The 20,597-nt window shown below is 63.0% G+C and carries 19 protein-coding genes; 7 read left to right on the plus strand and 12 right to left on the minus strand.

Annotation, left to right across the window (positions count from 1 at the left end):
• Positions 1–87 precede the first annotated feature (87 nt).
• Genes AC5RK6_RS03625 through AC5RK6_RS03640 form a run of 4 tightly spaced genes read left to right on the plus strand, consistent with a single transcriptional unit; the run spans position 88 to position 4,400 of the window.
• Positions 88–1,062, plus strand: a complete 975-nt coding sequence (locus tag AC5RK6_RS03625; protein WP_435730806.1) for an ATP-grasp domain-containing protein — start codon at positions 88–90, stop codon at positions 1,060–1,062.
• On the plus strand, positions 1,059–2,285 hold the full coding sequence (locus AC5RK6_RS03630) for a glycosyltransferase family 2 protein (RefSeq protein WP_435730805.1): 1,227 nt from the start codon (positions 1,059–1,061) through the stop codon (positions 2,283–2,285). The genes AC5RK6_RS03625 and AC5RK6_RS03630 overlap by 4 nt, the downstream gene beginning before the upstream one ends.
• Entirely contained in the window at positions 2,282–3,700 is a 1,419-nt protein-coding gene (locus AC5RK6_RS03635; RefSeq protein ID WP_435730804.1) for a sensor histidine kinase, read from the plus strand. The genes AC5RK6_RS03630 and AC5RK6_RS03635 overlap by 4 nt, the downstream gene beginning before the upstream one ends.
• 28 nt (positions 3,701–3,728) lie before the next feature.
• On the plus strand, positions 3,729–4,400 hold the full coding sequence (locus tag AC5RK6_RS03640; protein WP_274735059.1) for a response regulator transcription factor: 672 nt from the start codon (positions 3,729–3,731) through the stop codon (positions 4,398–4,400).
• A gap of 71 nt (positions 4,401–4,471) precedes the next feature.
• On the opposite strand, the gene AC5RK6_RS03645 is transcribed toward AC5RK6_RS03640, so the two are convergent.
• The 11 genes from AC5RK6_RS03645 to proC form a co-directional block, all read right to left on the minus strand.
• Entirely contained in the window at positions 4,472–4,999 is a 528-nt protein-coding gene (locus AC5RK6_RS03645; RefSeq protein ID WP_435730803.1) for a hypothetical protein, read from the minus strand.
• Between the two features lie 168 nt (positions 5,000–5,167).
• The gene (gene valS, locus AC5RK6_RS03650; protein ID WP_435730802.1) at positions 5,168–7,810 is read right to left on the minus strand and encodes a valine--tRNA ligase; all 2,643 of its coding nucleotides are present in this window, start codon (positions 7,808–7,810) and stop codon (positions 5,168–5,170) included.
• A gap of 136 nt (positions 7,811–7,946) precedes the next feature.
• Positions 7,947–8,672 carry a tyrosine-protein phosphatase gene (locus AC5RK6_RS03655; protein WP_435730801.1) on the minus strand — a complete coding sequence of 242 codons (726 nt, stop codon included), beginning with the start codon at positions 8,670–8,672 and terminating at the stop codon, positions 7,947–7,949.
• Positions 8,672–9,688 carry a metallophosphoesterase family protein gene (locus AC5RK6_RS03660; protein ID WP_435730800.1) on the minus strand — a complete coding sequence of 339 codons (1,017 nt, stop codon included), beginning with the start codon at positions 9,686–9,688 and terminating at the stop codon, positions 8,672–8,674. Before AC5RK6_RS03660 ends, AC5RK6_RS03655 begins: the two co-directional genes overlap by 1 nt.
• Positions 9,685–10,635 (minus strand): ABC transporter ATP-binding protein, encoded by a 951-nt coding sequence (locus AC5RK6_RS03665; RefSeq protein WP_435730799.1) that lies wholly within the window; start codon positions 10,633–10,635, stop codon positions 9,685–9,687. The genes AC5RK6_RS03660 and AC5RK6_RS03665 overlap by 4 nt, the downstream gene beginning before the upstream one ends.
• A complete protein-coding gene (locus AC5RK6_RS03670) occupies positions 10,632–11,513 on the minus strand; it encodes an ABC transporter ATP-binding protein (protein WP_435730798.1) in 882 nt (293 codons plus the stop codon). The genes AC5RK6_RS03665 and AC5RK6_RS03670 overlap by 4 nt, the downstream gene beginning before the upstream one ends.
• Entirely contained in the window at positions 11,510–12,394 is an 885-nt protein-coding gene (locus AC5RK6_RS03675) for an ABC transporter permease (protein WP_320757326.1), read from the minus strand. The genes AC5RK6_RS03670 and AC5RK6_RS03675 overlap by 4 nt, the downstream gene beginning before the upstream one ends.
• Positions 12,391–13,431, minus strand: a complete 1,041-nt coding sequence (locus tag AC5RK6_RS03680) for an ABC transporter permease (RefSeq protein WP_320757325.1) — start codon at positions 13,429–13,431, stop codon at positions 12,391–12,393. Before AC5RK6_RS03680 ends, AC5RK6_RS03675 begins: the two co-directional genes overlap by 4 nt.
• The gene (locus AC5RK6_RS03685) at positions 13,431–14,960 is read right to left on the minus strand and encodes an ABC transporter substrate-binding protein (protein ID WP_320757324.1); all 1,530 of its coding nucleotides are present in this window, start codon (positions 14,958–14,960) and stop codon (positions 13,431–13,433) included. The genes AC5RK6_RS03680 and AC5RK6_RS03685 overlap by 1 nt, the downstream gene beginning before the upstream one ends.
• Before the next feature lie 123 nt (positions 14,961–15,083).
• Entirely contained in the window at positions 15,084–15,425 is a 342-nt protein-coding gene (locus AC5RK6_RS03690; RefSeq protein ID WP_320757323.1) for a hypothetical protein, read from the minus strand.
• On the minus strand, positions 15,426–16,226 hold the full coding sequence (gene proC, locus AC5RK6_RS03695; RefSeq protein ID WP_320757322.1) for a pyrroline-5-carboxylate reductase: 801 nt from the start codon (positions 16,224–16,226) through the stop codon (positions 15,426–15,428).
• Positions 16,227–16,372: 146 nt separating this feature from the next.
• On the opposite strand from proC, the gene AC5RK6_RS03700 reads away from it, so the two are divergent.
• On the plus strand, positions 16,373–17,155 hold the full coding sequence (locus AC5RK6_RS03700) for an SDR family oxidoreductase (RefSeq protein WP_320757321.1): 783 nt from the start codon (positions 16,373–16,375) through the stop codon (positions 17,153–17,155).
• Positions 17,156–17,217: 62 nt separating this feature from the next.
• On the opposite strand, the gene AC5RK6_RS03705 is transcribed toward AC5RK6_RS03700, so the two are convergent.
• Positions 17,218–17,946, minus strand: coding sequence for a pyroglutamyl-peptidase I (locus AC5RK6_RS03705; protein ID WP_320757320.1), 729 nt, complete (start codon positions 17,944–17,946; stop codon positions 17,218–17,220).
• A gap of 244 nt (positions 17,947–18,190) precedes the next feature.
• On the opposite strand from AC5RK6_RS03705, the gene AC5RK6_RS03710 reads away from it, so the two are divergent.
• The gene (locus AC5RK6_RS03710) at positions 18,191–18,517 is read left to right on the plus strand and encodes a hypothetical protein (RefSeq protein ID WP_320757319.1); all 327 of its coding nucleotides are present in this window, start codon (positions 18,191–18,193) and stop codon (positions 18,515–18,517) included.
• 11 nt (positions 18,518–18,528) lie between these two features.
• Positions 18,529–20,541, plus strand: coding sequence for an alpha/beta hydrolase (locus AC5RK6_RS03715; protein ID WP_493926365.1), 2,013 nt, complete (start codon positions 18,529–18,531; stop codon positions 20,539–20,541).
• The last annotated feature ends 56 nt before the right edge of the window (positions 20,542–20,597 follow it).

The raw sequence follows: 20,597 nt of genomic DNA on the forward strand, positions 1-20,597 counted from the left end.
GCTCTGCTATACCGCACGCACCACTAGCACCGTCGCACCACCCCGCCCCGTTGCCCCGTCCCCTCCATCTTCTACCGAAGGACCATTATGATGAATCATTCACCTCTCAGCTCCCGCCCGCGCATGCTTGTCACCGGCGCCAGTGGCCCGGCTGGATCCTCCCTCCTCACCCAGCTGAGAGCCAGGGGAATTTCGGCGCTTGGTGTCGATATGGCGCCCCGTCCCCGCGCCGATGGCGCGACGATCCTCCGGTGCCCGCCCGCCACCGCCCCGGATTTTGTGAGTGCTCTGGCCGCTATCTGTGAGGAACACTCGATTGATCTCCTTATCCCCACGGTGGATGAAGAACTCTCCGTTCTCGCCCCGCTCCGTACCGCGCTGCTTCACCGCGCTCGCATTGCGGTAGCCCCCACCGCAGCGGTGGCGATTGCTGCCGATAAATGGCTCACCCATCGGGTAGCGGAGAGTAGTGGCCTGGCCGTGCCTCGCAGCCTGGAGGGCCCTGCCCTCACCGAAGAAGGCGCATACTGGCTCGGTTTCCCCTACGTGGTACGCCCGCGGGTGGCACGCGGCGGGCGCGGGGTACGCCTGGAAACATCATTCCCGCCCACCGTGCCACTGCGCGAGACCGAGATCGTTTCCGCCTTCCTCCCCGGAACCGAATACTGCGCGCAGCTGTATCTGCCTGCCCCGGGAAGCCGGCGACGGAACGGGGCCGCGAACGGCGCGGGAGATAACGCGCGGCGTTGCCCCACCGTCGTCGTGCTGGAAAAAACTAGCTTGGCTTCCGGTCAGCACGGAAACGCGACCGGGGTTCGGCGCGTGGAGGCCCCGGACGTTGCCGAGCTGGCGCTCGCTGCGGCTCGGGCGGTGGGCCTGAACGGAGCGGCCGACGTTGATATCCGCCGCGATACCCAAGGCCGCCCCGCCCTCATCGAAATCAATGCCCGTTTTGGCGCGCATAGCGCTCACGCACCCGAATTGCTGGAAGCGCTCCTGGACGCTTACGCACCCGCGCAGGCTACTTTGGCACCGTGCAGCACCGTCGAGGTGACCGCATGACCACCCTGCTCCTCATTCTTGCCGTTCCTACCCTCATCCTCACCGCGGTGACCTGGATGATGTACCCGGCTGCGATCCTGGGGGAGATGCGCCAGCAGCCCCGTCCGCTCTACGGTGCCCACACGAAAGTGTCGATTATTATCCCGGCCTATAACGAGGAAGTGGTACTCGGTGCCTGCCTGCGCTCCATCCTTGCCACTGGCTGGCTCCGGCTGGAAGTAATCGTCGTCGACGATGGCTCCACGGACGCCACTGCCGCCGTTGCGGCACCTTTCACCAGCGATCCACGCGTCACCTTCCTGAGCAAGACCAATGGTGGGAAAGGCAGCGCCCTCAATCTCGGTATTGCCCATGCCACCGGGGAGATCCTCATTTTTGTGGATGCCGACGGGCTTTTCACTTCCACCACCATTCCGGAGCTCCTGGCCGGATTCCGCCACCCCGGGGTGGGTGCTGTGTGCGGGAACGACCAGCCGGTCAATATTACCGGTCCGCTCACCGCGCTGCTCGCCCTTATGACTCACGTCGGGACAGGGATGACGCGCCGTGCGCTCGCCTTGCTGGGGATGCTCCCCATCGTGGCGGGAAATTCCGGGGCTTTCCGTGCTGATGCGGTGCGCCGGGTAGGTGGCTTCCGGGAAGATACCCTGGGGGAGGATCTGGAGCTTACCTGGCGGATCCACTTTGCCGGCTGGGACGTGGAATTTGCGCCCCATGCCCTCGTGCTGGCTGAAGTTCCCGCCACCCTGCCGGCCTTGTGGAAACAGCGAGTGCGCTGGCAACGCGGCCTCATCCAAACCGCTCGCATCCACCGCTCCCGCCTCACCTCCCCGTGGCGGCGCCCCATTGATGCCTACCTACCTATCAATCTTTTCTCACTCCTTGTTGCCCCGGTACTCCAGGTCGTCACCCTCGCGGTGTGGGCGGTGGCAGCACTCAGTGGCGCGGCACCGCACTGGATGAATGTACTGGTGGGGGCAGGACTGGTGGTCGCCCTCGCGGTAACGGTGCTCTCCCTTATCCTTGATCGCGCCTGGCGCGACCTGCGCCTCCTACCCGCCTTGCCTTTGTGGCTCCCCTTCTCCTGGATGATGAGCGCCGCCACGGTGCGCGCGATCTGGCTAGAAATACGCGGAAAAGCCAGCGAATGGAATAAGCTGGAACGAACGGGCGTGCACACCGTGCCGCTCCCGCCCGCCGCCGTCGAACGGGAAACAATGTGACATCACGTCCTATTACGATTCGTTTTCGGATTGCCGCCACCATGGTCGCGCTCGTCGCGGTCGTGCTGGCGGCAACCGGCGTAGCCGTTGTCCTCACCGAGAGCCGCATGTGGCGTGCCCAAGTGGACGCCACCCTGGTGCGAGTCGCAGATGAATTTCGGGTGCTGGCTGAAAACGGAGTCGATCCGGAAACCGGGCAGCCCTTCGCTGGGCCATCCCAGCTCATCGAAACCTACCTTTCGCGCACCGTACTCTCCGAAGCCGAAGGGGAGATGGGGATTGTAGACGGTCGGGTTGCCTGGGTAGGTGGTGATACCAGTCCTGTGCGCCCCGAGGAAGATTCCGGCCTGGTACGCCACCTTCTCCCACTCACCCGCAGCGGAGAGATCACGATGGGGACCTACGCGGGGGCGCAGCGTGAATACCGCTATATCGTGGTCCCGGTGCAGTTCTCCGGCTCGCAGCCCGGCGCGCTCGTGCACGTGTACCTTCTTGACGTCATCAGTGCCCGTATCTGGAATCTCATGACGGTGCTGGCGGTGGTCTACCTGGTGGCCGTCATCGGCGTCGTCGCCATCGCGTGGCGACTGGTGGGGCAGCTGCTACGCCCCGTGGAGCAACTGCGCGCCACGGCCGAAAATATTACCGCCAATGCGGATTTGTCCCGGCGGGTCCCGGTGGAAGGGCGCGACGACCTGGCGCGGCTATCAACGGCGATGAATACCATGCTCGATTCCCTGGAAACCATGGACGCAGATCAGCGTCAGCTTTTGGATGATGTTGGGCACGAGCTGCGCACCCCCATCACGATTGTGCGCGGGCACCTGGAGCTCATGGATGCCAACGACCCGAGTGATGCCTCGGATACCCGCGCCCTGGCCCTCGAAGAACTCGACCGCATGAATTCACTGGTTGGGGATTTACTCACCCTCGCGAAAGCCGAACGATCCGATTTTGTGGTGCCCCGCGAGATTGATATAGCCGCGCTCACGGAGCGGATCTTTGATAAAGCCACCGGGTTGGGCCCGCGTGCCTGGAACCTGGGCGCCGTGGCCAGTGGGCAGGTGCGCCTGGACCCGGAGCGTATCACCCAGGCGGTGCTGCAATTGGCGGCGAATGCGGTCAAATACTCCGACGAAGGCACCCCGGTGGAGATTTCTTCAAGCGTGGTAGCGGGGCGGGTGAGTTTCACGGTGGAAGATGCCGGCTGCGGGATCGCCCCGGAGGATACCGAACGTATTATGGAGCGTTTTGCGCGTGGGCGTAATACTGGGCGTTCGGAAGGCTCCGGGCTCGGGCTCGCGATTGTTAGCTCCATCGCGCGGGCTCACGGTGGGGAAGTCACGGTGCGCTCGCGGGTGGGGGAAGGCTCCGTATTTACCTTGAGTTTGCCCAGCGTTTACCTGGGTTCGTGATAGCCTCACAACCGGAGAAGGGAGCAAGATGAGCACCATCCTCATAGTCGAGGACGAAGAGCGCATTGCCCGCTTTATTGCGAAAGGCCTGAAAGCAGCCGGCTACACTTCCACCACCGCGTCAAACGGTGGGCAGGCCGTTGATCTGGCTGTTCACACTCCTTTTGATCTTATTATTTTGGATATTGGCCTGCCCGATATTGACGGATTTGCGGTGCTCGAGCGCCTGCGCGGGCAGGGCCTGGACACCCCGGTTATTCTCCTCACCGCCCGCACTTCCGTGACGGACCGCGTGGCCGGGCTCGAGGGCGGGGCCGATGATTACATGGCGAAGCCTTTTTCTTTTGAAGAACTGCTCGCGCGTATCCGTTTGCGTTTGCGCGACGCCGCAGCCACCCCGGCGCCAGCTAGTTCCGCCACCCAGCTTTCCCACGGCGGCATCATTCTGGATTTACTCTCCCACCACGCCCACGTGGGCGGGAAACAGGTGGAGCTGTCCGCCCGCGAATTTACCCTGCTGGAAACCTTTATGCGCCACCCGGGGCAGGTGCTATCCCGCGAGCAACTCCTTTCCCGGGTCTGGGGCTACGATTTCGATCCCGGTTCCAATGTGGTGGATGTGTACGTGCGCTACCTGCGTGGGAAAATCGGGCGGGACCGTATCGAAACGGTGCGCGGAATGGGCTACCGCCTGAGCTAAGGCAGCGGGGCCTTCTGGGTGAAGGAACGGTGCTGCTAGCTCAGGCGGTAGGACCGGGGTTCGCGACTGGTTTAGTCGTCATCCTCGTCGTCCCAATCGTCATCGTCGTTATCATCCCAATCATCGTCATCCGCGTCATCATCGTCCCAGTCATCATCCGAGTACTGGGGCGGTGCGGGGCGCGCGGGAGCCGGCGCCACCCGCTGCGGCGCGGGTGCCGGCGCTGCCGGGGCGGGAACTGGCGCCGGTGCCGGAGCGACGTTAGCGGGGGACGGGGCAGTGCCCGCGGGCGTCGTCGTCGTACTATTTGAAGTATCACCGGTGAACAGGTGCGCATTTTCGGCCACATCAACCAAAAGACTGCGCAGGGTGGCGTGCTGCGCGTTGTTGAGCGGCGGGCGCTCCGTGGGCGAAGAAACCGAAACGGTGCTGCCAGCGCCGGCGGAGCTCGCGGACGGGGAAGACGGCCCCGTGACGGTGACGGCGGGGCCCACGGACTGGGTGCCGCTCCCGCTCACGGCGTGGGCAAGCTGCATCCCCAAGAAACCGAGGAGCGCCAGCCCTAGAAGTACGGCAAGAAGTTTCACACGAGTTGTCATGTCCCTAAGTACACCGGAGCGAGATGACGGGGCCAGGAAACAATCATGAGAATCTTCTCATGTACGTGAAGTGGCGGGCCCGCTTTCGCAGACCCGCCACCCGGATTCACTCAATCGCGCGCTACGCTATGTGGAGCGCTGCGCCTTCGCGCCGTTGTTCTTGCGACGCTACTTCCGCTTCGGCTCCGGCTCATCCAGCTCGTAATCACCGATGGTGATCTGCTCGCTGGCCTCCGTACTCGGCGTGAAGCGGAGCTCCCCGCGCACGTGGGCGGCGCGCACCAGGTCCGCGCGCACCTCCTCGAGCAGGGCGGTATTCCCGCGCAGCTCCACCCGAGCGAAGCTGGTGCGCTGCGACACCTTCGCCGCGGATTTCACACCGCGCAGCACCGTGAGCGCCTGACCGGCCACCTCGAGCAGCTCCGCGTTCCCGGATCCCGCCGCCTCGCGCAGCGGCGCCGCCTCCGGCCACGCTGCCCGGTGCACCGAGCCGGTACGGTACCAGCTCCACACCTCGGCGGTGGCATAGGGGATAAAGGGCGCCAGCAAGCGTAGGAAAGTATCCACCGCAATCGCCAGCGTCACCCGGGCGCTCTCCGCCTCCGGCGTATCCGAATAGGCGCGGTCCTTGACCAGCTCCAGGTAATCATCACAGAAGGTCCAGAAAGCGGTTTCAGCTACTTCCAGAGCGCGGGTGTGATCAAAGACCTCAAAAGCGGCGGTGGCTTCCTCCACCACGCGCGCCAGATCGGCCAGCAGAGCCCGGTCAATCGGCTCGGTCACGCGGGAGGCATCCAGGCAGACCGGTGAACCTACCCCGCCCATGCCCAGCGCAAACTTCGAGGCGTTGAGCACCTTCATAGCAAGACGGCGCCCCACTTTCATCTGCTTTTCATCAAAGGCGGCATCCACGCCCAGGCGCGCGGAGGCAGCCCAGTAACGCACCGCGTCCGCACCGTGCCGCACCAGCAGATCCATAGGGGTCACCACATTGCCCTTGGACTTGGACATCTTCTTGTGATCCGGATCCAAAATCCACCCGGAAATCGTGGCGTGCTTCCAGGGCAGCTCCCCGAATTCCAGGTGCGCGCGCACCACGGTGGAGAAGAGCCACGTGCGGATAATATCCTGACCCTGCGGGCGCACGTCCATGGGGTACACACGCTCGAAAAGATCCTCATCGGTGAGCCAGCCCCCGGCGATCTGGGGGGAGAGCGACGACGTGGCCCAGGTATCCAAAATATCGGTTTCCCCGGCGAAGCCGCCCGGCTTGCCGCGCTGATCTTCGGTATAGCCGGCTGGCACATCACTGGAAGGATCCACGGGAAGGCTGGATTCCTCCGGCGTAATGACGGCGTCGTACTTTACTTCGCCGTTCTCCGAAATCTTGTACCACACCGGAATCGGCACCCCGAAGAAGCGCTGACGCGAAACAAGCCAGTCAGAGTTGAGCCCCTTGACCCAGTTGTCGTACCGCACATGCATGAAATCGGGGTGGAAAGCCAGCTTGTTGCCGGCTTCAATGAGGTTATCGCGCAGCTCCTTACCATTTTCTTCCACGTGGGAACGCCCGCCGTTGCGGATGTACCACTGGCGTGAGGTGACAATTTCGAGCGGCTTATCACCCTTCTCAAAGAAGTTAGTCTTACGCATGGTCGGCTTCTCATCACCGATCATTTCCCCGGTTTCCTTGAGTTTCTCCACCAGTGCCTTGCGCGCGGAGAACGTGGTTTTTCCGGCCATCTCAGCGTACATGGCGCGCCCGGCCTCCGAGGTAATCCACTCGGGGGTGTCACGCACCAGGCGCCCGTCCTTACCGAGCACACTGTGCAACGGAAGCTGCAATTCGCGCCACCACTCCACGTCGGTGATGTCACCGAATGTACAGCACATGGCGATACCGGCGCCCTTGTCCATTTCTGCCTTGGGGTGGGCGAGCACCGGAACTTCCATATCGAAAATCGGCACGCGCACCGTGGTCCCAAAAAGATGCTGGTAGCGGGTGTCATCAGGGTGCGCGATGAGGGCCACGCAGGCGGGCAGCAGCTCCGGGCGGGTGGTTTCAATAACGACGTCGCCGTCCGCGCCGTGGAATGCCAGCGCGTGATAGGCACCCGGATAATCGCGAGCCTCAAGTTCTGCCTGCGCCACCGCGGTTTGGAAGGTAATATCCCACAGGCCCGGGGCCTGCGCCTGGTAAGCCTCCCCGCGCGCGAGATTACGCAGAAAAGCGGTTTGGGCTACCTTCTGGGCCTTCTCTCCGATGGTCTGGTAATTCTGCTTCCAGTCCACGGACAGTCCCAGGTGGCGCCACAGGGCCTCGAATTGCTTTTCGTCTTCTTCGGACAGCTTCCAGCACAGCTCAATGAAATTACGCCGCGAAATGGGCACCTGGTCGGCGTACTTAATGGATTTTGCGCCGCCCTGGTGCGGGGGCACGAAATTCGGGTCGTAGGGGAGGGACGCATCCCCGCGCACCCCGTAGTAGTTTTGAACGCGCCGTTCGGTGGGCAGACCGTTATCATCCCAGCCCATCGGGTAGAACACCGATTTGCCACGCATGCGCTGGTAACGGGCCACGGTATCGGTGTGAGTGTAGGAAAAAACGTGGCCGATATGCAGCGAGCCAGAGACCGTGGGCGGCGGGGTATCTACCGAAAAGACTTCGGAGCGGGTAGCGGTGCGGTCGAAAGCATAGGTGCCTTCTTCTTCCCACCGTTCGCCCCAGGTAGTTTCAAGACCGTCGAGAGTGGCACGGTCCGGTACCTCCGTGTGATCGAGGAGTTTGGACTCTTGGTTAAAACTAGTCATGGGGCTATTGTTTCACGCCCCGTGCGCTGCGGGAAACTGCGCCATACGTGAGAGGGGCGACGGCGCAGCTACGGCGCGCGGTGCTCGGGCACCGTAGCGGTGGTATCCGAGGCCGTCAGAATGGCGCACGGCCCCGTTAGAGAGGGGTATCCGGTTCCACCAGGTGGGCGCGCAACAGCTCAAAAACAGCCGGATCAATCCCGTGCCCGAGGAGGTACTCGCGTGCCCCGCCAGCCGCCTCAATGCGCACCGTGGCGGCGCTCAGAGCTTCTTCAGTCACGTACACGGCGCGGTGCGCGGCGGCCCCGGGGATATATTCGCGCCCCATCACGAAGGCAAGATCCTCCTGATAACTCTCGCCCAACGCCGTGGCGGAGGTGAGGTAATCAGCCAGGATTGTGTCGCGGCTCGCCCCGAGGATGGAGAGGATAAGCCCGGTGACCACCCCGGTGCGGTCCTTACCGGCGGTGCAGTGGATAAGCACCCCGCCTTCCGCGGATAGCTCCGCGGCCGCGGTGACCGCCTGCGCCAATTGCCCACCGAAATTGCGGGCCATCTGCATATACAAATCGGCAAGTTCGGACCATTCCAGGTGGGCAAGTTGGTTATTGAAAATAGGCACGGAAGCAACGCTCACCCCGTAATCTGCCCAATTGGTGGTGCCGGCGCGTTCGGCGTCGTCGCGCAAATCAATAACACCGGTGATGCCCTGTGCTCTCAAAAAATCTCCCAGGCTCTCATCGTGGCGGAAAGCAGCGGAAGAACGCAGCAGGGCGCGCTCGCGGATATGCCCGCCGGCCACCGGGGTTCCGCCCAGGGAACGAAGATTATGCAGGCCGAGGGGCAAGCGTGGGGAAGTCATCACTGTCCTTTCGAACTGGCGTAGAGGGTGTTTTCCAGGAGGTAGGCGCCGGGGCCGTCCCAGTCCAGCGGGTCGCTCGGGCTCCAGCCAGGCCGCCCGGCCCGCCGCCCGATAGCCACCACTGCCTCAGGCGTGTACGCAAAGATTTCCTCGCCCGGCTCCATTCCACTGGGCAATGAGGCTGCAACGTCGTCCAGGTAGATGATGTCCTGTTGGATACTGGCCTCGCTGATCTGTACCACCGAAAAAGCCGAGCGGGCTCGTGCGCTTTCCCATTCGGGGCCCCGTCCGAGCGTTGTTTCGTTGGAGAGAGCCGGGCCGACTACTACCGGAACGCCTCCGGCGCGTCCGCGTCCGGCCAGGTGGTAGTGGCCCGCCAGCACCACGGTGGGCGCCGCTTCCCAGGATTGCAGGCCCTGTGCCAGGCGCGGAGCGTCCATGAGGCGCAGTGCCCCGTGGAGCACCGTCGGGGCGGTCAGCGGTGGGTGGTGGAGGACAAGGACGGAGTGGAGAGGTGCACTCTCTTCCTCGTGGGCGGGCGTACCGTCCACTTTTGTGGCGCCGTAGGCGTCGGTCACAGCGTCCTCGATACGGTGAATCTGTTCGCCGAGGTAGCCGAAGCCACGCCCGGGAACGGAGCTATCTGCCGCAACGAAGCGCCAGCGCGCCTTTCCCACCGTGATATCGGTGATGGTAAAAATCGGGTCCAGGGGCGCGCCGGGCAGGCTGAGGGCTTCGCGCATCGCCGCGCGCCGGTCATGATTCCCGCAGGCCCAGACTACTGGGGCACCCCACTGCTGCGCGAGCGGGGCGAGGGTGCGGGCCGCGAAAGTATACGAATCGGGCGTGCCGTCATCGGAAATATCTCCGGAGACCACGATGGCCTGGCAGGGCGCGAGCTCGCCAGCGGCCGCAGCAGCCGCCTCCAGTAGCCCGGAAGTATCAATTTTTCCGTAGTGGCGGGCGCGCTCGGCTAGAAGGTGGGTATCGGAGAGGTGCAGGATTCGCAGGCTCATAGGTCATCGTCTCCCTCGGATAGCGTGGTGGATACGGCGGATGTAGCTGATGCTGCGGACGGGGCGGGTATGGCGGGTGGCGCGGAATTCCCCGCTTGTGTCGGCTCGGGCAATAACGGCACCGCTGCGATAAGTTCCCGGGTGGCAGGGTGGCGCGGATGCTCCAGCACCTGCGCCGTGGGAGCATATTCGACGACGGTGCCCCCGCGTAGCACGAGGGTGTCCTCGCACAGATTCTGGACAATGCCTAAGTCATGGGAGATAACAATGAGGGTGAGGTCCAGGCGGGTGCGCAGGTCGTGGAGAAGCTCCAGGACAGTGGCTCGCACCGAAACGTCGAGGGCGGAGACGGGCTCATCGGCGATAAGAACCTTGGGTTGGCAGCCCACGGCACGGGCAATTGCCACCCGCTGGCGCTGCCCTCCCGAAAGTTCGTGCGGATAGCGGGAGCCCCATTCCGGGTTGAGATCCACGGCGGCCAGCGCATCGCGCACCATCTCCCGGTGGTTGCCGGGAACGCGCAGCAGGCGCAGCGGTTCTTCAATAATCCGGCCTACCGTCATCCGCGGATTGAGGGAAGCAAAAGGATCTTGCAGCACCAATTGGACTTCGTGGCGCAGGCGGGTAACACCCAACTTTCCGTAGCGCACCTCCTGACCCCGGTAGGTGATTGAGCCGCCGCTAGGCTCGAGTAAACCGAGCATCATGCGGCTGAGCGTGGTTTTTCCCGAGCCGGATTCGCCAATAATCCCCAGCGACCGCCCCGCTCGCACCTCGAAAGACGTGGGTGCCAGAGCCAGGGTGCTTCCGTAGGATTTAGTGACGTTCCGGCAGCTGAACAGCACATCCCCGCGTTTGACGGGCCAGTCCTTTTCCAGCGGGGCCCGGGAAGTCATCCGGAGGGCAGCCTCGCGCGGATCCCAGGTTTTTTCCGATGCGCTTGTCATGACCGGTCACCTCCGTGCACCGCCAGGCCTTGCTGTTCTCCTAGTTCCGGGGCGACCACCTGCGCTTCTCCTACCCGCGCTTGGCCGCCCACCGCTGCTGGGCGTTGCAAGCTAGTGGCGCGAGCCGCGGCCACCAGCCCTTGAGTATAGAGATGCGCGGGGCGGAGCAAAATATCCGCGGCGCTACCTTCTTCCACCAATTCTCCCCGGCGCAGCACGAGGATACGTTCGGAGGTGTGGTAGGCCACCGCCATATCGTGGGTAATCATGAGAACAGCGGTGCCATGTTCGCGGGCGGCATCGTCCATGAGCTGCAAAATATGGGACTGCACCGTGGCATCCAGGGCCGTCGTCGGCTCATCTGCGATAAGAAGGGCGGGGGCCAAACTCATCGCCATGGCAATAACTACGCGTTGGCGCTGGCCCCCGGAAAGCTCATGGGGGAAGCGGTTAATGATGTTTTCCGGGCTAGGGAGCTCAACCATGCGGGCCAGCTCGCTGGCCCGCTGCGCCGTCGCCGATTTTTTTAATCCCGCGTGAATACGAGAAGCCGCCACCAACTGGTGCTTAATGCGCACAATCGGGTTGAGTGCTGTATGCGGTTCCTGGAAAATACAGCCGATACGGCGCCCGCGGATTTTCTGGAACTCCGCGTCCGAAGCGCCTACTAATTCGCGCCCCTCGAAACGAATCGAACCGGTCACGCGTGCCCCGCGGGGGAGCAGCCCTTGGATTGCCATGGCCGTGATCGATTTTCCGGATCCGGATTCGCCGATGAGGCAGACGCGTTCGCCGGCCTCCACCGTGAAGGAAACTCCCCGCACCACGTCAGTGGAACCGAAAGCCACAGTGAGATCACGTACCTCAAGAAGACTCATCGTGTCTCCCTTCCGCGCGGATCGAGCACGTCGCGCAGGCCGTCCCCCAAGAGGTTAAATCCAATAATCGTAAGGATAATCGCGGTGGCCGGAATGAGAATAACCGTCGGGTGGGAATACATGAAACTCTGGTAGGTGGAGAGCATACGCCCCCAGGAGGGAGTGGGCGGCGGAGTTCCCAGCCCCAGGTAGGACAGCCCAGCCTCCGCCAGCGTGGCCGTTCCCATGACCTGGGTGACACGTACGATCAGTGTGGGCGTGATCGCCGGGAAAATATGACGCGAAAGAATCCACCAGGAACGCGCCCCCGCGGCCACGGCGAGGAGCACATGATCGGAGGCGGTGGCACGGCGCAATTCGGGCAGTACGGTGCGGGTAACCGCCGGGGCGGAGCCCAATCCGATGGCAACGGTGGAAGTGAGGGTGGAGCCAGAAAAAGCGGTGACAAGGATGAGGGCAATAATGAGCGTGGGGAAAGCCACCCACACGTCGGTGAGGCGCTCCATCAGGGAGCCGAGCCAACGCGGGGCATATACAATAACCGAGGCGAGGAGCAACCCGACCACCAAGGCTACCGCCGCTCCACCCACGCTGGTGAGCACCGTGACCCGCGAACCAAGCACCATGAGGGAGAAAATATCACGCCCGAGTTGGTCGGCGCCGAACCAGTGCGCCCCGTTCGGGCGGGCCCAGGAAGCCCGCGAATCCACACTTTCGGGATCATAAGGTACCCAGATGAAGGAGAGCAGGAAGGTGGCCAGCACCGCCAGTACCACCACGGTGCCGATGAGGCCGGCCGGATTGCGCAGCAGCGCCCGCAACCGTGCCCGCCACGGCGACGTAGCGGAGAGCGCTCGCAGCGCCGGAGAAGGAATACTCATCGCAACCTCACTCTCGGATCGAGGAGGCGGGAAGCCACGTTGGAGAGCATCATCAGGAGAATAACCGCTCCGGAGAGCACCATGAGGAAACCTTGGACAGTAACAATATCGCGGGTGGATACGCTCGCAACCAGATGGTGCCCGATGCCGGGAAGTGCAAAGACCTGTTCGACCACCACGGTGCCCATGAGGAGGGCCGCCGCATCGAGAGCGATAACAGCCAGCAGGGGGAGCCAGGCGTTTCGCAGCGCCTGAGTGAGGAGGGCACGCCTGCGACTCATCCCCTGGGCGCGAGCGGTGCGCACATAATCCTGGCCGAGCTGTTCCAGCACGGCGGAACGCACGTAGCGCACCAGTCCCGCCGTTTGTGGAATCGCCAGGGTAATGGCGGGCAGGATGAGACTACGGAGCGCCGCCCCCGGATCGCCCCATCCCTCGCGCGGGAAACCGGTGGAGGGAAGATGAAGCGGGGTTGCTAGGTACATCACGAGCAACATACCCACGATGAACGTAGGGATGGCGATACCCAGCTGGGAAAGCCAGGAGACGAGGCGCCCGGTCAGGGTGGTGGAACGGGCCGCGGCATACACCCCGATCAGCAAGGCGAAAATAACCGCCAAACTCAAGGACATGAGAGCGAGGGGTACGGTGACCTGGAGCTTCGTCACGAGCTCGTGGGTCACGGAAAGAGAAGAAAAAGGGGAGGTGCCGAAATCTCCGGTGAGGGCAGCGCCTAACCAGCTCAGATACTGGACGACGAGAGGACGATCCCAGCCGTGCTCGGCCCGGATCGCCTCGATTTGCGCGTCGGTAGCATCCAGGCCACCCATAATGACAGCCGGATCCCCGGGCAGGGTGTGGAGCGCGAAGAAAATTACGAAAGAGGCGAGGAATAACGCCGCCACCGCCCACCCCAGCGCAGCGAGCACGATGCGGGCGGTGCGCGACGTCGTGGTGCGAAGCACCGTTTCGCGGTCCACGGTGCCGGGATCCGCAGTGGCCCCCGGCACCTGCGCGAGCGCGAGTGGTTCAGCCATTAACGCGCAACCTGAATATCAGCGGCGTAGAAGCGAGAACCGGTCCGGTTGGTCGGGAATCCGGAGACCCCTTCCCGGGAGAAAATAATGGCCTTGGGGCTGTAGAGCCAATCCGAGGCTGCATCTTCGGAAACGAAAGCGGCCAGCTCACCGAGCTTCTTATCGCGTTCGGCCAGCGAACTGGCGGTCATCGCTTCCTTATTGAGGCGCTGGGCCTGCGCGCTGTCGTAATGCCAGTAGTAGCTAGGATTCGAGTAGTAGGTGAGCGTCCACGGATCCACGTGGAGCACCATGGTCATATCGTAATTTCCCCCGCGGTAGACCTCATCGAGCCAGCTGGAAAATTCCATCCGGTCAATCGTCACATTAATGCCGATCTCCTTGAGCTGGGCAGCCACATATTCGGAAATAGCGGAATCGTAATTATTAGCTACCCGCAGGTTGAGAGAGAGATTCTCAACGCCGGCCTTTTTGAGCAGTTCACGGGCCGCCTGCGGATCATAGGAATCAATGTCATTGAGGGAATCACTCCACCAGGCCATCCCGGGAGAAACCATGGAACCCACCCGCACCATGTTCCCACCCAGCGCGGTAATGAGGCCATCCTTATCGATGCCCTTACGGATAGCGGTACGCACATCCTTATTAGCCAGAGCCGGGTTGCTGTGGTTGAAGCCGAGCGTCATCCATGAGGTTTCCGTACCCTGCGAGGTAATAATTGCCGGGTCGGCCGCGAACCGCTCCACCGTATCGGTGTTCTGGGTGGTGAGAATATCAATTTGTCCCGAGGCAAGCGCATTGCCGGCTGCGGTCTGATCCGCGTAATAGTGGTAGACCACTTCCTTGGTGCCGGCCGGATCGCCCCAGTAATTGTCATTGCGTTCGAGGGTAATGGTGGATCCGGTCTTCCAATCACCGATGGTGAAGGGGCCGGTACCGTTCGATTCCTTATTCAAATCGACCGTGTTATCGGAAGGAACCATCATGGCAGCGTCCGTAGACATGCTGTCCAAGAAATTCATATTCGGTTCGGATAGAGTAACGACGACGGTATGCGGGTCGGAAGCCTGCGCGGATTTAAAAGTGCGCATGAGCTTATGATCGGGATTCTTCGACCCCTCGGCAGCAGAAGCTTCCAGGGTGGCAACAACATCCGCGGCATCAAAATCAGAACCGTCGTGGAATTTAACACCCTCGCGCAGATGGAAAGTATAGCTCAGCCCATCTTCGGAAATATCCCAGGAGGTAGCCAAAGCTGGCAAGATATCACCGTTTTCAGCGCGGCGGGTGAGTCCTTCATAAACATTATCGATAACAAGCTGATCGAGGGCCGCGCCGGATACCGAGGTCGGATCCAGGCCGGTGGGTTCCAAAATAAAACCAACGTGCACCGAGGCATCCGGGTTCGCATTCTGAACCGGGGCTGGGCCGCTAGCGGAGGAAGAAGCCTCATTGGAGGGCGGGTTGGTTGAGCAGCCGGACAGCGCGAGTCCGGCAACGAGCAGGGCGACGCCCGCAAAACGCTTCATATCTGTTCCCATCAGGTAGTGAAGTCAAAATATGGCTCGGCGCATCTCAGCACGAAGGCGTCACCATATATGTATCTATCGAGTCAATGTGAACCGTTGGAAAACGTGGAGTTAAAAGGCGAGCTACCTCTCCTTTGCGTCAGTATCGCGGATAGAGCGGGACGCGCGGGTCCCGGGTTTGGCACGCTTGGCGCGCCGGCGAGCCTCAGCGGCTTCGCTTTCCAGATCGTGCACCACGAGGCGAGCGTGGCGCGCGGTCAAGATGGGGTGGATTTTCTTCGCGGCGCGCATGGCGGTGGCGGTTCCCTCCGCCGCGGCCGTCAAAATACGTTCTTTTTCTTCCTCGCTCCATTCGTGGGTACGCATAAAACGCAGCGAGCGGGCCTCGCGCAGCATGGAAATCCCCCACAACAGCAGCACCACCAGGAAAATCCCAGCGAAGCCAAGGAGTGACAGTCCGTTCATTTAGCTGAGGTTCCTATCTTTATCAATACTGGCCTGCACGCCGCGCACAACGGCCGCTCCGAAACCGGCGCGTTCTAATTCCACCACACCGGCCACGGTGGTGCCCCCCGGCGACTGCACCGTATCTGCCAAATCGGCAGGGGACAGCTCACTTGCGAGCACCAGGCGTGCCGCACCTTCCACCGCCTGCGCGGCGATGCGCACCGCCTGCGCGGCCGGGAGACCATCGGCAACCGCGGCCCGTTTGAGGGCATCAATATAAGTAAAGGTGAAAGCCGGGGAGCATCCGGCGAGCGCGGAAAAGACGGAAAAATGCTTTTCTTCCAGGGTGATATGGGCACCCACGGCAGCGAAAACTTCCCGCACCGCGTCCTGCTGAGCGGGGGTGACGGAGCTTGAGAAGCATAGCGCCGTCATGGAGGCACGCACGCTGGCGGCTACATTCGGCATGGCACGCACGAGTGGCTGACCGGGGGCGAGATGGTGGGCGAGGGTGGCAAGTTCAAGGCCCGCTGCGATAGACACGACGACGGTGCCGCATTGCCGTGCGGCGTCGTTAATCTCTCTCAGAACGCCCGCAACCGCGTATGGTTTTACGGCGACGACGACGATTCCGTCACCCACGGCCGTGACCAGCTCGGTATTTGAGACGGCCGGGCGCACCCCCGTTTCCTTTGCGAAGTCGCGCGCCGCCTGCGCGTCTTTCGCGGAAACGACGACGGATGCCGGATCCGCACCCGCGGCAAGCACCCCGCGCGCCAGGGCCCCTCCCATATGTCCGGTTCCAATAAAGCCGATCACGAGCACTTCCTTTCTACCAGCTAGGCCCGGTGCTCCCGCAGCGGCGCTGAGCGAACACCGGGTATGCTCTCCGCGTTTTATTTTAGGCTGAAGAAAGGTGTTTTATGGCCGGCGTGGCTCTCACCCGGCAGAACGGAGGGTTTGACATGTCACATCGAGTACTCGTGACCGGAGCATCCAGCGGAATTGGGGCGGCGAGCGTTCGCGCTTTACGCGCGGCCGGATTTGAGGTGATCGCCACCGCCCGGCGCGAAGATCGGCTCCGGCAGCTCGCCGAACAAACCGGGTGCAGCTACGTGGTGGCGGACTTGACGGAGGAAGGCGACGTCGCACGGCTCGCCGCCACCGTAGCGGAAGCCGGCGGGGTGGACTCCCTGGTCAATAACGCAGGCGGCGCCCGCGGGCAGGACAAGGTGGCGGACGCGAAAATCGAGGATTGGGAGTGGATGTACCGCGTGAACGTACTCGGTACCCTGCGCCTGACCCGGGCGCTGCTCCCACATATGCGCGAGAACGGCGGGAGCATTCTCTTTGTGACGTCCACGGCGGCGCAGGAAACCTACGTGGGTGGAGCCGGATACACGGCGGCCAAGCATGCCGAACGCATGATTAAGGACACTTTGCGTCTGGAACTGGTGGGAGAACCGGTGCGGCTCATGGAACTGCGCCCGGGCATGGTGATGACGGAGGAATTTTCTAAGAATCGACTCGGATCAGATGCCGCAGCCCAGAACGTGTATGCCGGGGTAGCTGAGCCGCTCCTCGCCGAGGATATTGCTGAGACGGTGGTATGGATGCTCTCCCGCCCCGCCCACGTCAATATCGATTCGGTGGTTATCCGCCCCGTTGCCCAGGCGAATTCGTGGACGGTGGCCCGTACCGGCAACAACGTGGTGGAGTTACCCTCCTCGGGGCTAGGCGGAAAGTAGGGGCACCGGGGCGCACGCGGTGCCGGCGTAGCGCCAGCACCGCGCCAGCGTCGTGCGGGAAACTACCGGGTCGCGGTGATCTGCCGGGCAAGTTCAGCAATCGCCGCGGCAATCCCGAGGCCGAGCTCATCGAAGGTGGTGGCGGGCCGGGGGAGCGCCGGGGTGGCGCCCTCGTTTAACGGTGCGCCGTGCACCGTCTTGGGCAATGCTGCATCTCCGGCGTCGGTTAGTGGCGCAGGCTGCGGCGCGGACGGTACGTCGGTTTCCGCACCCACCGTGGCCACCCCAACGGTGCGCAGAGCCGGAACGTGAATGAAAATACCGGGAACTGCAAGCTGGGCCACGCGGTAGGCGATGTTATTGCAGAGGTAACGCCCCGGATCTCGGCTCGTTTCCGCATTGATACCGGCCCCGTTAATAGCGCGGGTAATATCCGCCACCCGCACGGGGCTCGTGGCGATGGCAGGACCGCCCGCAATCACGGGTTCGCCATCGGGTTGAGCTCCCACATTATCCGGAATCCGGGCGATATTCTCATTAAAAGCTTGGAGTTCCGGGGTGATAGCGCTACGCCCGCCCGCTTCCCCGATGGCAATAACCGCATCGGGGTGAAAACGCTCCACTGCCTCGGCCAGCACCTGTCCGGCGCTCGCGAACACCACCGGCAACATGGCCGTCGCGACCTCCACTTCGCAAGGAAGATTCATATCTCGAAGATGAGGGACGGAGCGCAGCGCTGCCTCCCGGCTCGCATTTTCGGTATCGGCACCAAAGGGCTCAAAATAAGTCACTAAAACACGCACACTTCACCCTACCGCGCCCCTACCTGTGGATAACTACACGCGCCGAACTCCGCCTGTGGATGGGCCCTAGACGGATTTTTCCCTTCCTGGCACCATCGGCTCAAGCGTTTGGCAGGGGGAGCCGGCTCCCAGAAAACAAGCGGGGCCAGTTCAACGAAAGTAAGCGGCGCCAGCGCACAGAAGTCAAACGTAGCCAGCGCAAAGGAAACAGGAGCGAAGAGGGGAGGTCACGGTGGATGGTGTTCTTATCACGGAGTCTGCGACGGCGGAGCTGCGCGCCGCGCTTGCGGACGTGAGTGCCGCGCTGGCTCCGCTGCGGGTAGATACCGTGCCGGGAGCGGTGGCGGCGGCATTGGCTGGAAGCCCACCGCCGGCCAGCGTGAGCGCGGGATGCGCGGCCCTGGATAGGCACACCCGCGATATCGCGGCCCGAGCCGATGAGCTAGCAGCATCCCTCGCACTGGCCTGGCGCATCTACCAGGAGGCAGACGGCGGGGCCGGCGTGGATATCGCGGGCGTGGATATTTCCGGTTTCGATATTGCGGGGGTCGGAAGATGAAAGATCTCCGGGTGACGTGGGGGCAACTGCGTGGCTGGAACGGGGCCCTGCTCGGAGCGGTTCTCGATGAGGTAGCGGCCGTGCGCAGGCGCTGCGAAGAAGCCAGCTGGCAGCTGCGCCAGCTAGCCGCGCGCTCCTTGAAGGGAGCCTGGGAAGGCTACGGAGCACGTGCCTTCCTTTCCGATGTGCGGGCCCTGGCCGCGCGCGCCGCCGCGCACACCGACCGTATTGACCACCTGATCCAGGCTTTGGGGGAAGCGCAGCATAAAATCACCCGTACCCAAACGGCAGTGAGCGAAGCACTCTCCCGTGCGAATGCTGCCGGAATGGAGATCACCCCTCGCGGTGAGGTGATCGACCCGCTCGCCGGCGCGGATGGCACCGGGGTAGCGGAGTGGGAACGCCACCAGATAGTGGTACAGATTAGAGCGGAGGTAGAGGTAGCCCACCGATCGGCCGATAATACGCTCAGCTATCTAAACAGGGTGTTCAACCAGCTGGCTGCCGGGCAGATAGCCCCGGAGGCTCGCACCAATTACTATCGTTCGGTCGGGCGGGTGCCGGTTGGGAAAAGCGCGGCCTATGTGCAGGCATGGTGGGCATCCTTGGGAGATGCCGAGCGCTCGTATGTGCTCGTCCATGCCCCTCAGGATCTGGGGAATTTGGACGGAATACCCTACGCGGTGCGGGACCGCGCCAATATTGCCGTGGCCCGTCATGACGAAGAAATGGCCCGCGCCTATTACGATCCGATTCTGGCCGAGCTTTCCGCGGAAATCGCCAGTGCCCAGGCGGATCTTGAGGGAAACCTCGGGAAAACTGATCGGGAGATTCGCACCGCCCAGCTCGGCGCGGCTCAACTGCGCTATGCCACCATCACCGCCAACCTGGCTGCGTACGCCATGATCCGCACCCAGCGCGGCCTGGATCGCAATTGGCGCGAGCATATCTCCACGGCCCCGGTTCGCTCCGCTTCGTCCCAGGATTCGAAGCGGAGCTCGTCGCCACCCGCGGGGCGATCATTCGCGGCGCACTCGTCCGCCGCGCGACTATCCGCGGGGCGCGCAGCTCCGGCGCACTCGCCTGCGCCGCGTTCCTCTCCGCTGGCAGGCTCCGCCCAGTCCGCCCAGTCCGGCCAGCCACGCCAACTCCTCGTGTATCGCGGGCCGAACCGGGCCCGTACCGGTACCGGTGCGGAATTGCGCACCATCCAGGTGGCCCTATCTCAAGGCGATGTGGATACTGCCTCGTCTATCACCATCGAGGTGGGTGGAATGACTACCAATGTGGTGAATTCCCTTGATTCCCACATCGAAGCGGCCGGCCGCCTGGCTACCCTCCAGCAGGAGATCCTCACCGCTCGGGGAGAAACCGGAAGCCCGGCTGTGGTGACTTGGTTTGATTACGCCGCTCCGCAAAGTGCGCTGGACTCTTCCCTCTACACCCCGGCGCGCGCCCGTGAAGGCGGAGCAAGCCTCGCGCGCTTCGCGGAGGGAATTGCCCAGGTCCGCGGGGAGGATCGCCCGCGTATCAGTCTGCTGGGGCACTCCTACGGTTCAGTGACGGCTTCAGCGGCCGCGGAGCGGGTTCGGCCCGGCATCGTCGACACTCTTGTGGTATACGGAACACCCGGGGTTGTGGCCGAGGGATGGGATATGAATACCGGGGCGCACGGGGCTGGAAGCGCCGCCTCCAATCACGTCCTTTCCAATAAGAAAGACATTATTAACGTGGTCAACGCGCTGGGTGGGGGAGCGGTCTCGGGCGGGAACACCGATGCGCTCGGCTTCAATCCGCGCCGGGATCCGGATTTCACCGCGCATCATTTCTCCGGGCGCGGCGGATTATTCTCCCAGCATTCGGAATATTTGGAAAACGCGGATTCCCCGCAAATGCGCGAACTTGCTCGTATTACCACGGAGCCTTCCACGGAGCGCACCATGCTTGCGCCGCCCCGCGAACCACCCGCCGGAGCTGCGCCGTTGCCCCAATCCCCACCGGTCCGCCCACCACCCGGAAGGTAGATGCGCACCGCGCGCGGAAGGGCTACAATGAGCGGCGTTGGCTATGACCCGGCAAT

The sequence above is a fragment of the Actinotignum sp. usb-actsch-213 genome, assembly GCF_059085665.1.

Coding starts and splice junctions, on each gene's coding strand:
- AC5RK6_RS03625 (WP_435730806.1), top strand. CDS start 88: ATGATGAATCATTCACCTCTCAGCTCCCGCCCGCGCATGCTTGTCACC.
- AC5RK6_RS03630 (WP_435730805.1), top strand. CDS start 1,059: ATGACCACCCTGCTCCTCATTCTTGCCGTTCCTACCCTCATCCTCACC.
- AC5RK6_RS03640 (WP_274735059.1), top strand. CDS start 3,729: ATGAGCACCATCCTCATAGTCGAGGACGAAGAGCGCATTGCCCGCTTT.
- AC5RK6_RS03645 (WP_435730803.1), bottom strand. CDS start 4,999: ATGACAACTCGTGTGAAACTTCTTGCCGTACTTCTAGGGCTGGCGCTC.
- valS (WP_435730802.1), bottom strand. CDS start 7,810: ATGACTAGTTTTAACCAAGAGTCCAAACTCCTCGATCACACGGAGGTA.
- AC5RK6_RS03655 (WP_435730801.1), bottom strand. CDS start 8,672: ATGACTTCCCCACGCTTGCCCCTCGGCCTGCATAATCTTCGTTCCCTG.
- AC5RK6_RS03660 (WP_435730800.1), bottom strand. CDS start 9,688: ATGAGCCTGCGAATCCTGCACCTCTCCGATACCCACCTTCTAGCCGAG.
- AC5RK6_RS03665 (WP_435730799.1), bottom strand. CDS start 10,635: ATGACAAGCGCATCGGAAAAAACCTGGGATCCGCGCGAGGCTGCCCTC.
- AC5RK6_RS03670 (WP_435730798.1), bottom strand. CDS start 11,513: ATGAGTCTTCTTGAGGTACGTGATCTCACTGTGGCTTTCGGTTCCACT.
- AC5RK6_RS03675 (WP_320757326.1), bottom strand. CDS start 12,394: ATGAGTATTCCTTCTCCGGCGCTGCGAGCGCTCTCCGCTACGTCGCCG.
- AC5RK6_RS03680 (WP_320757325.1), bottom strand. CDS start 13,431: ATGGCTGAACCACTCGCGCTCGCGCAGGTGCCGGGGGCCACTGCGGAT.
- AC5RK6_RS03685 (WP_320757324.1), bottom strand. CDS start 14,960: ATGAAGCGTTTTGCGGGCGTCGCCCTGCTCGTTGCCGGACTCGCGCTG.
- AC5RK6_RS03690 (WP_320757323.1), bottom strand. CDS start 15,425: ATGAACGGACTGTCACTCCTTGGCTTCGCTGGGATTTTCCTGGTGGTG.
- AC5RK6_RS03700 (WP_320757321.1), top strand. CDS start 16,373: ATGTCACATCGAGTACTCGTGACCGGAGCATCCAGCGGAATTGGGGCG.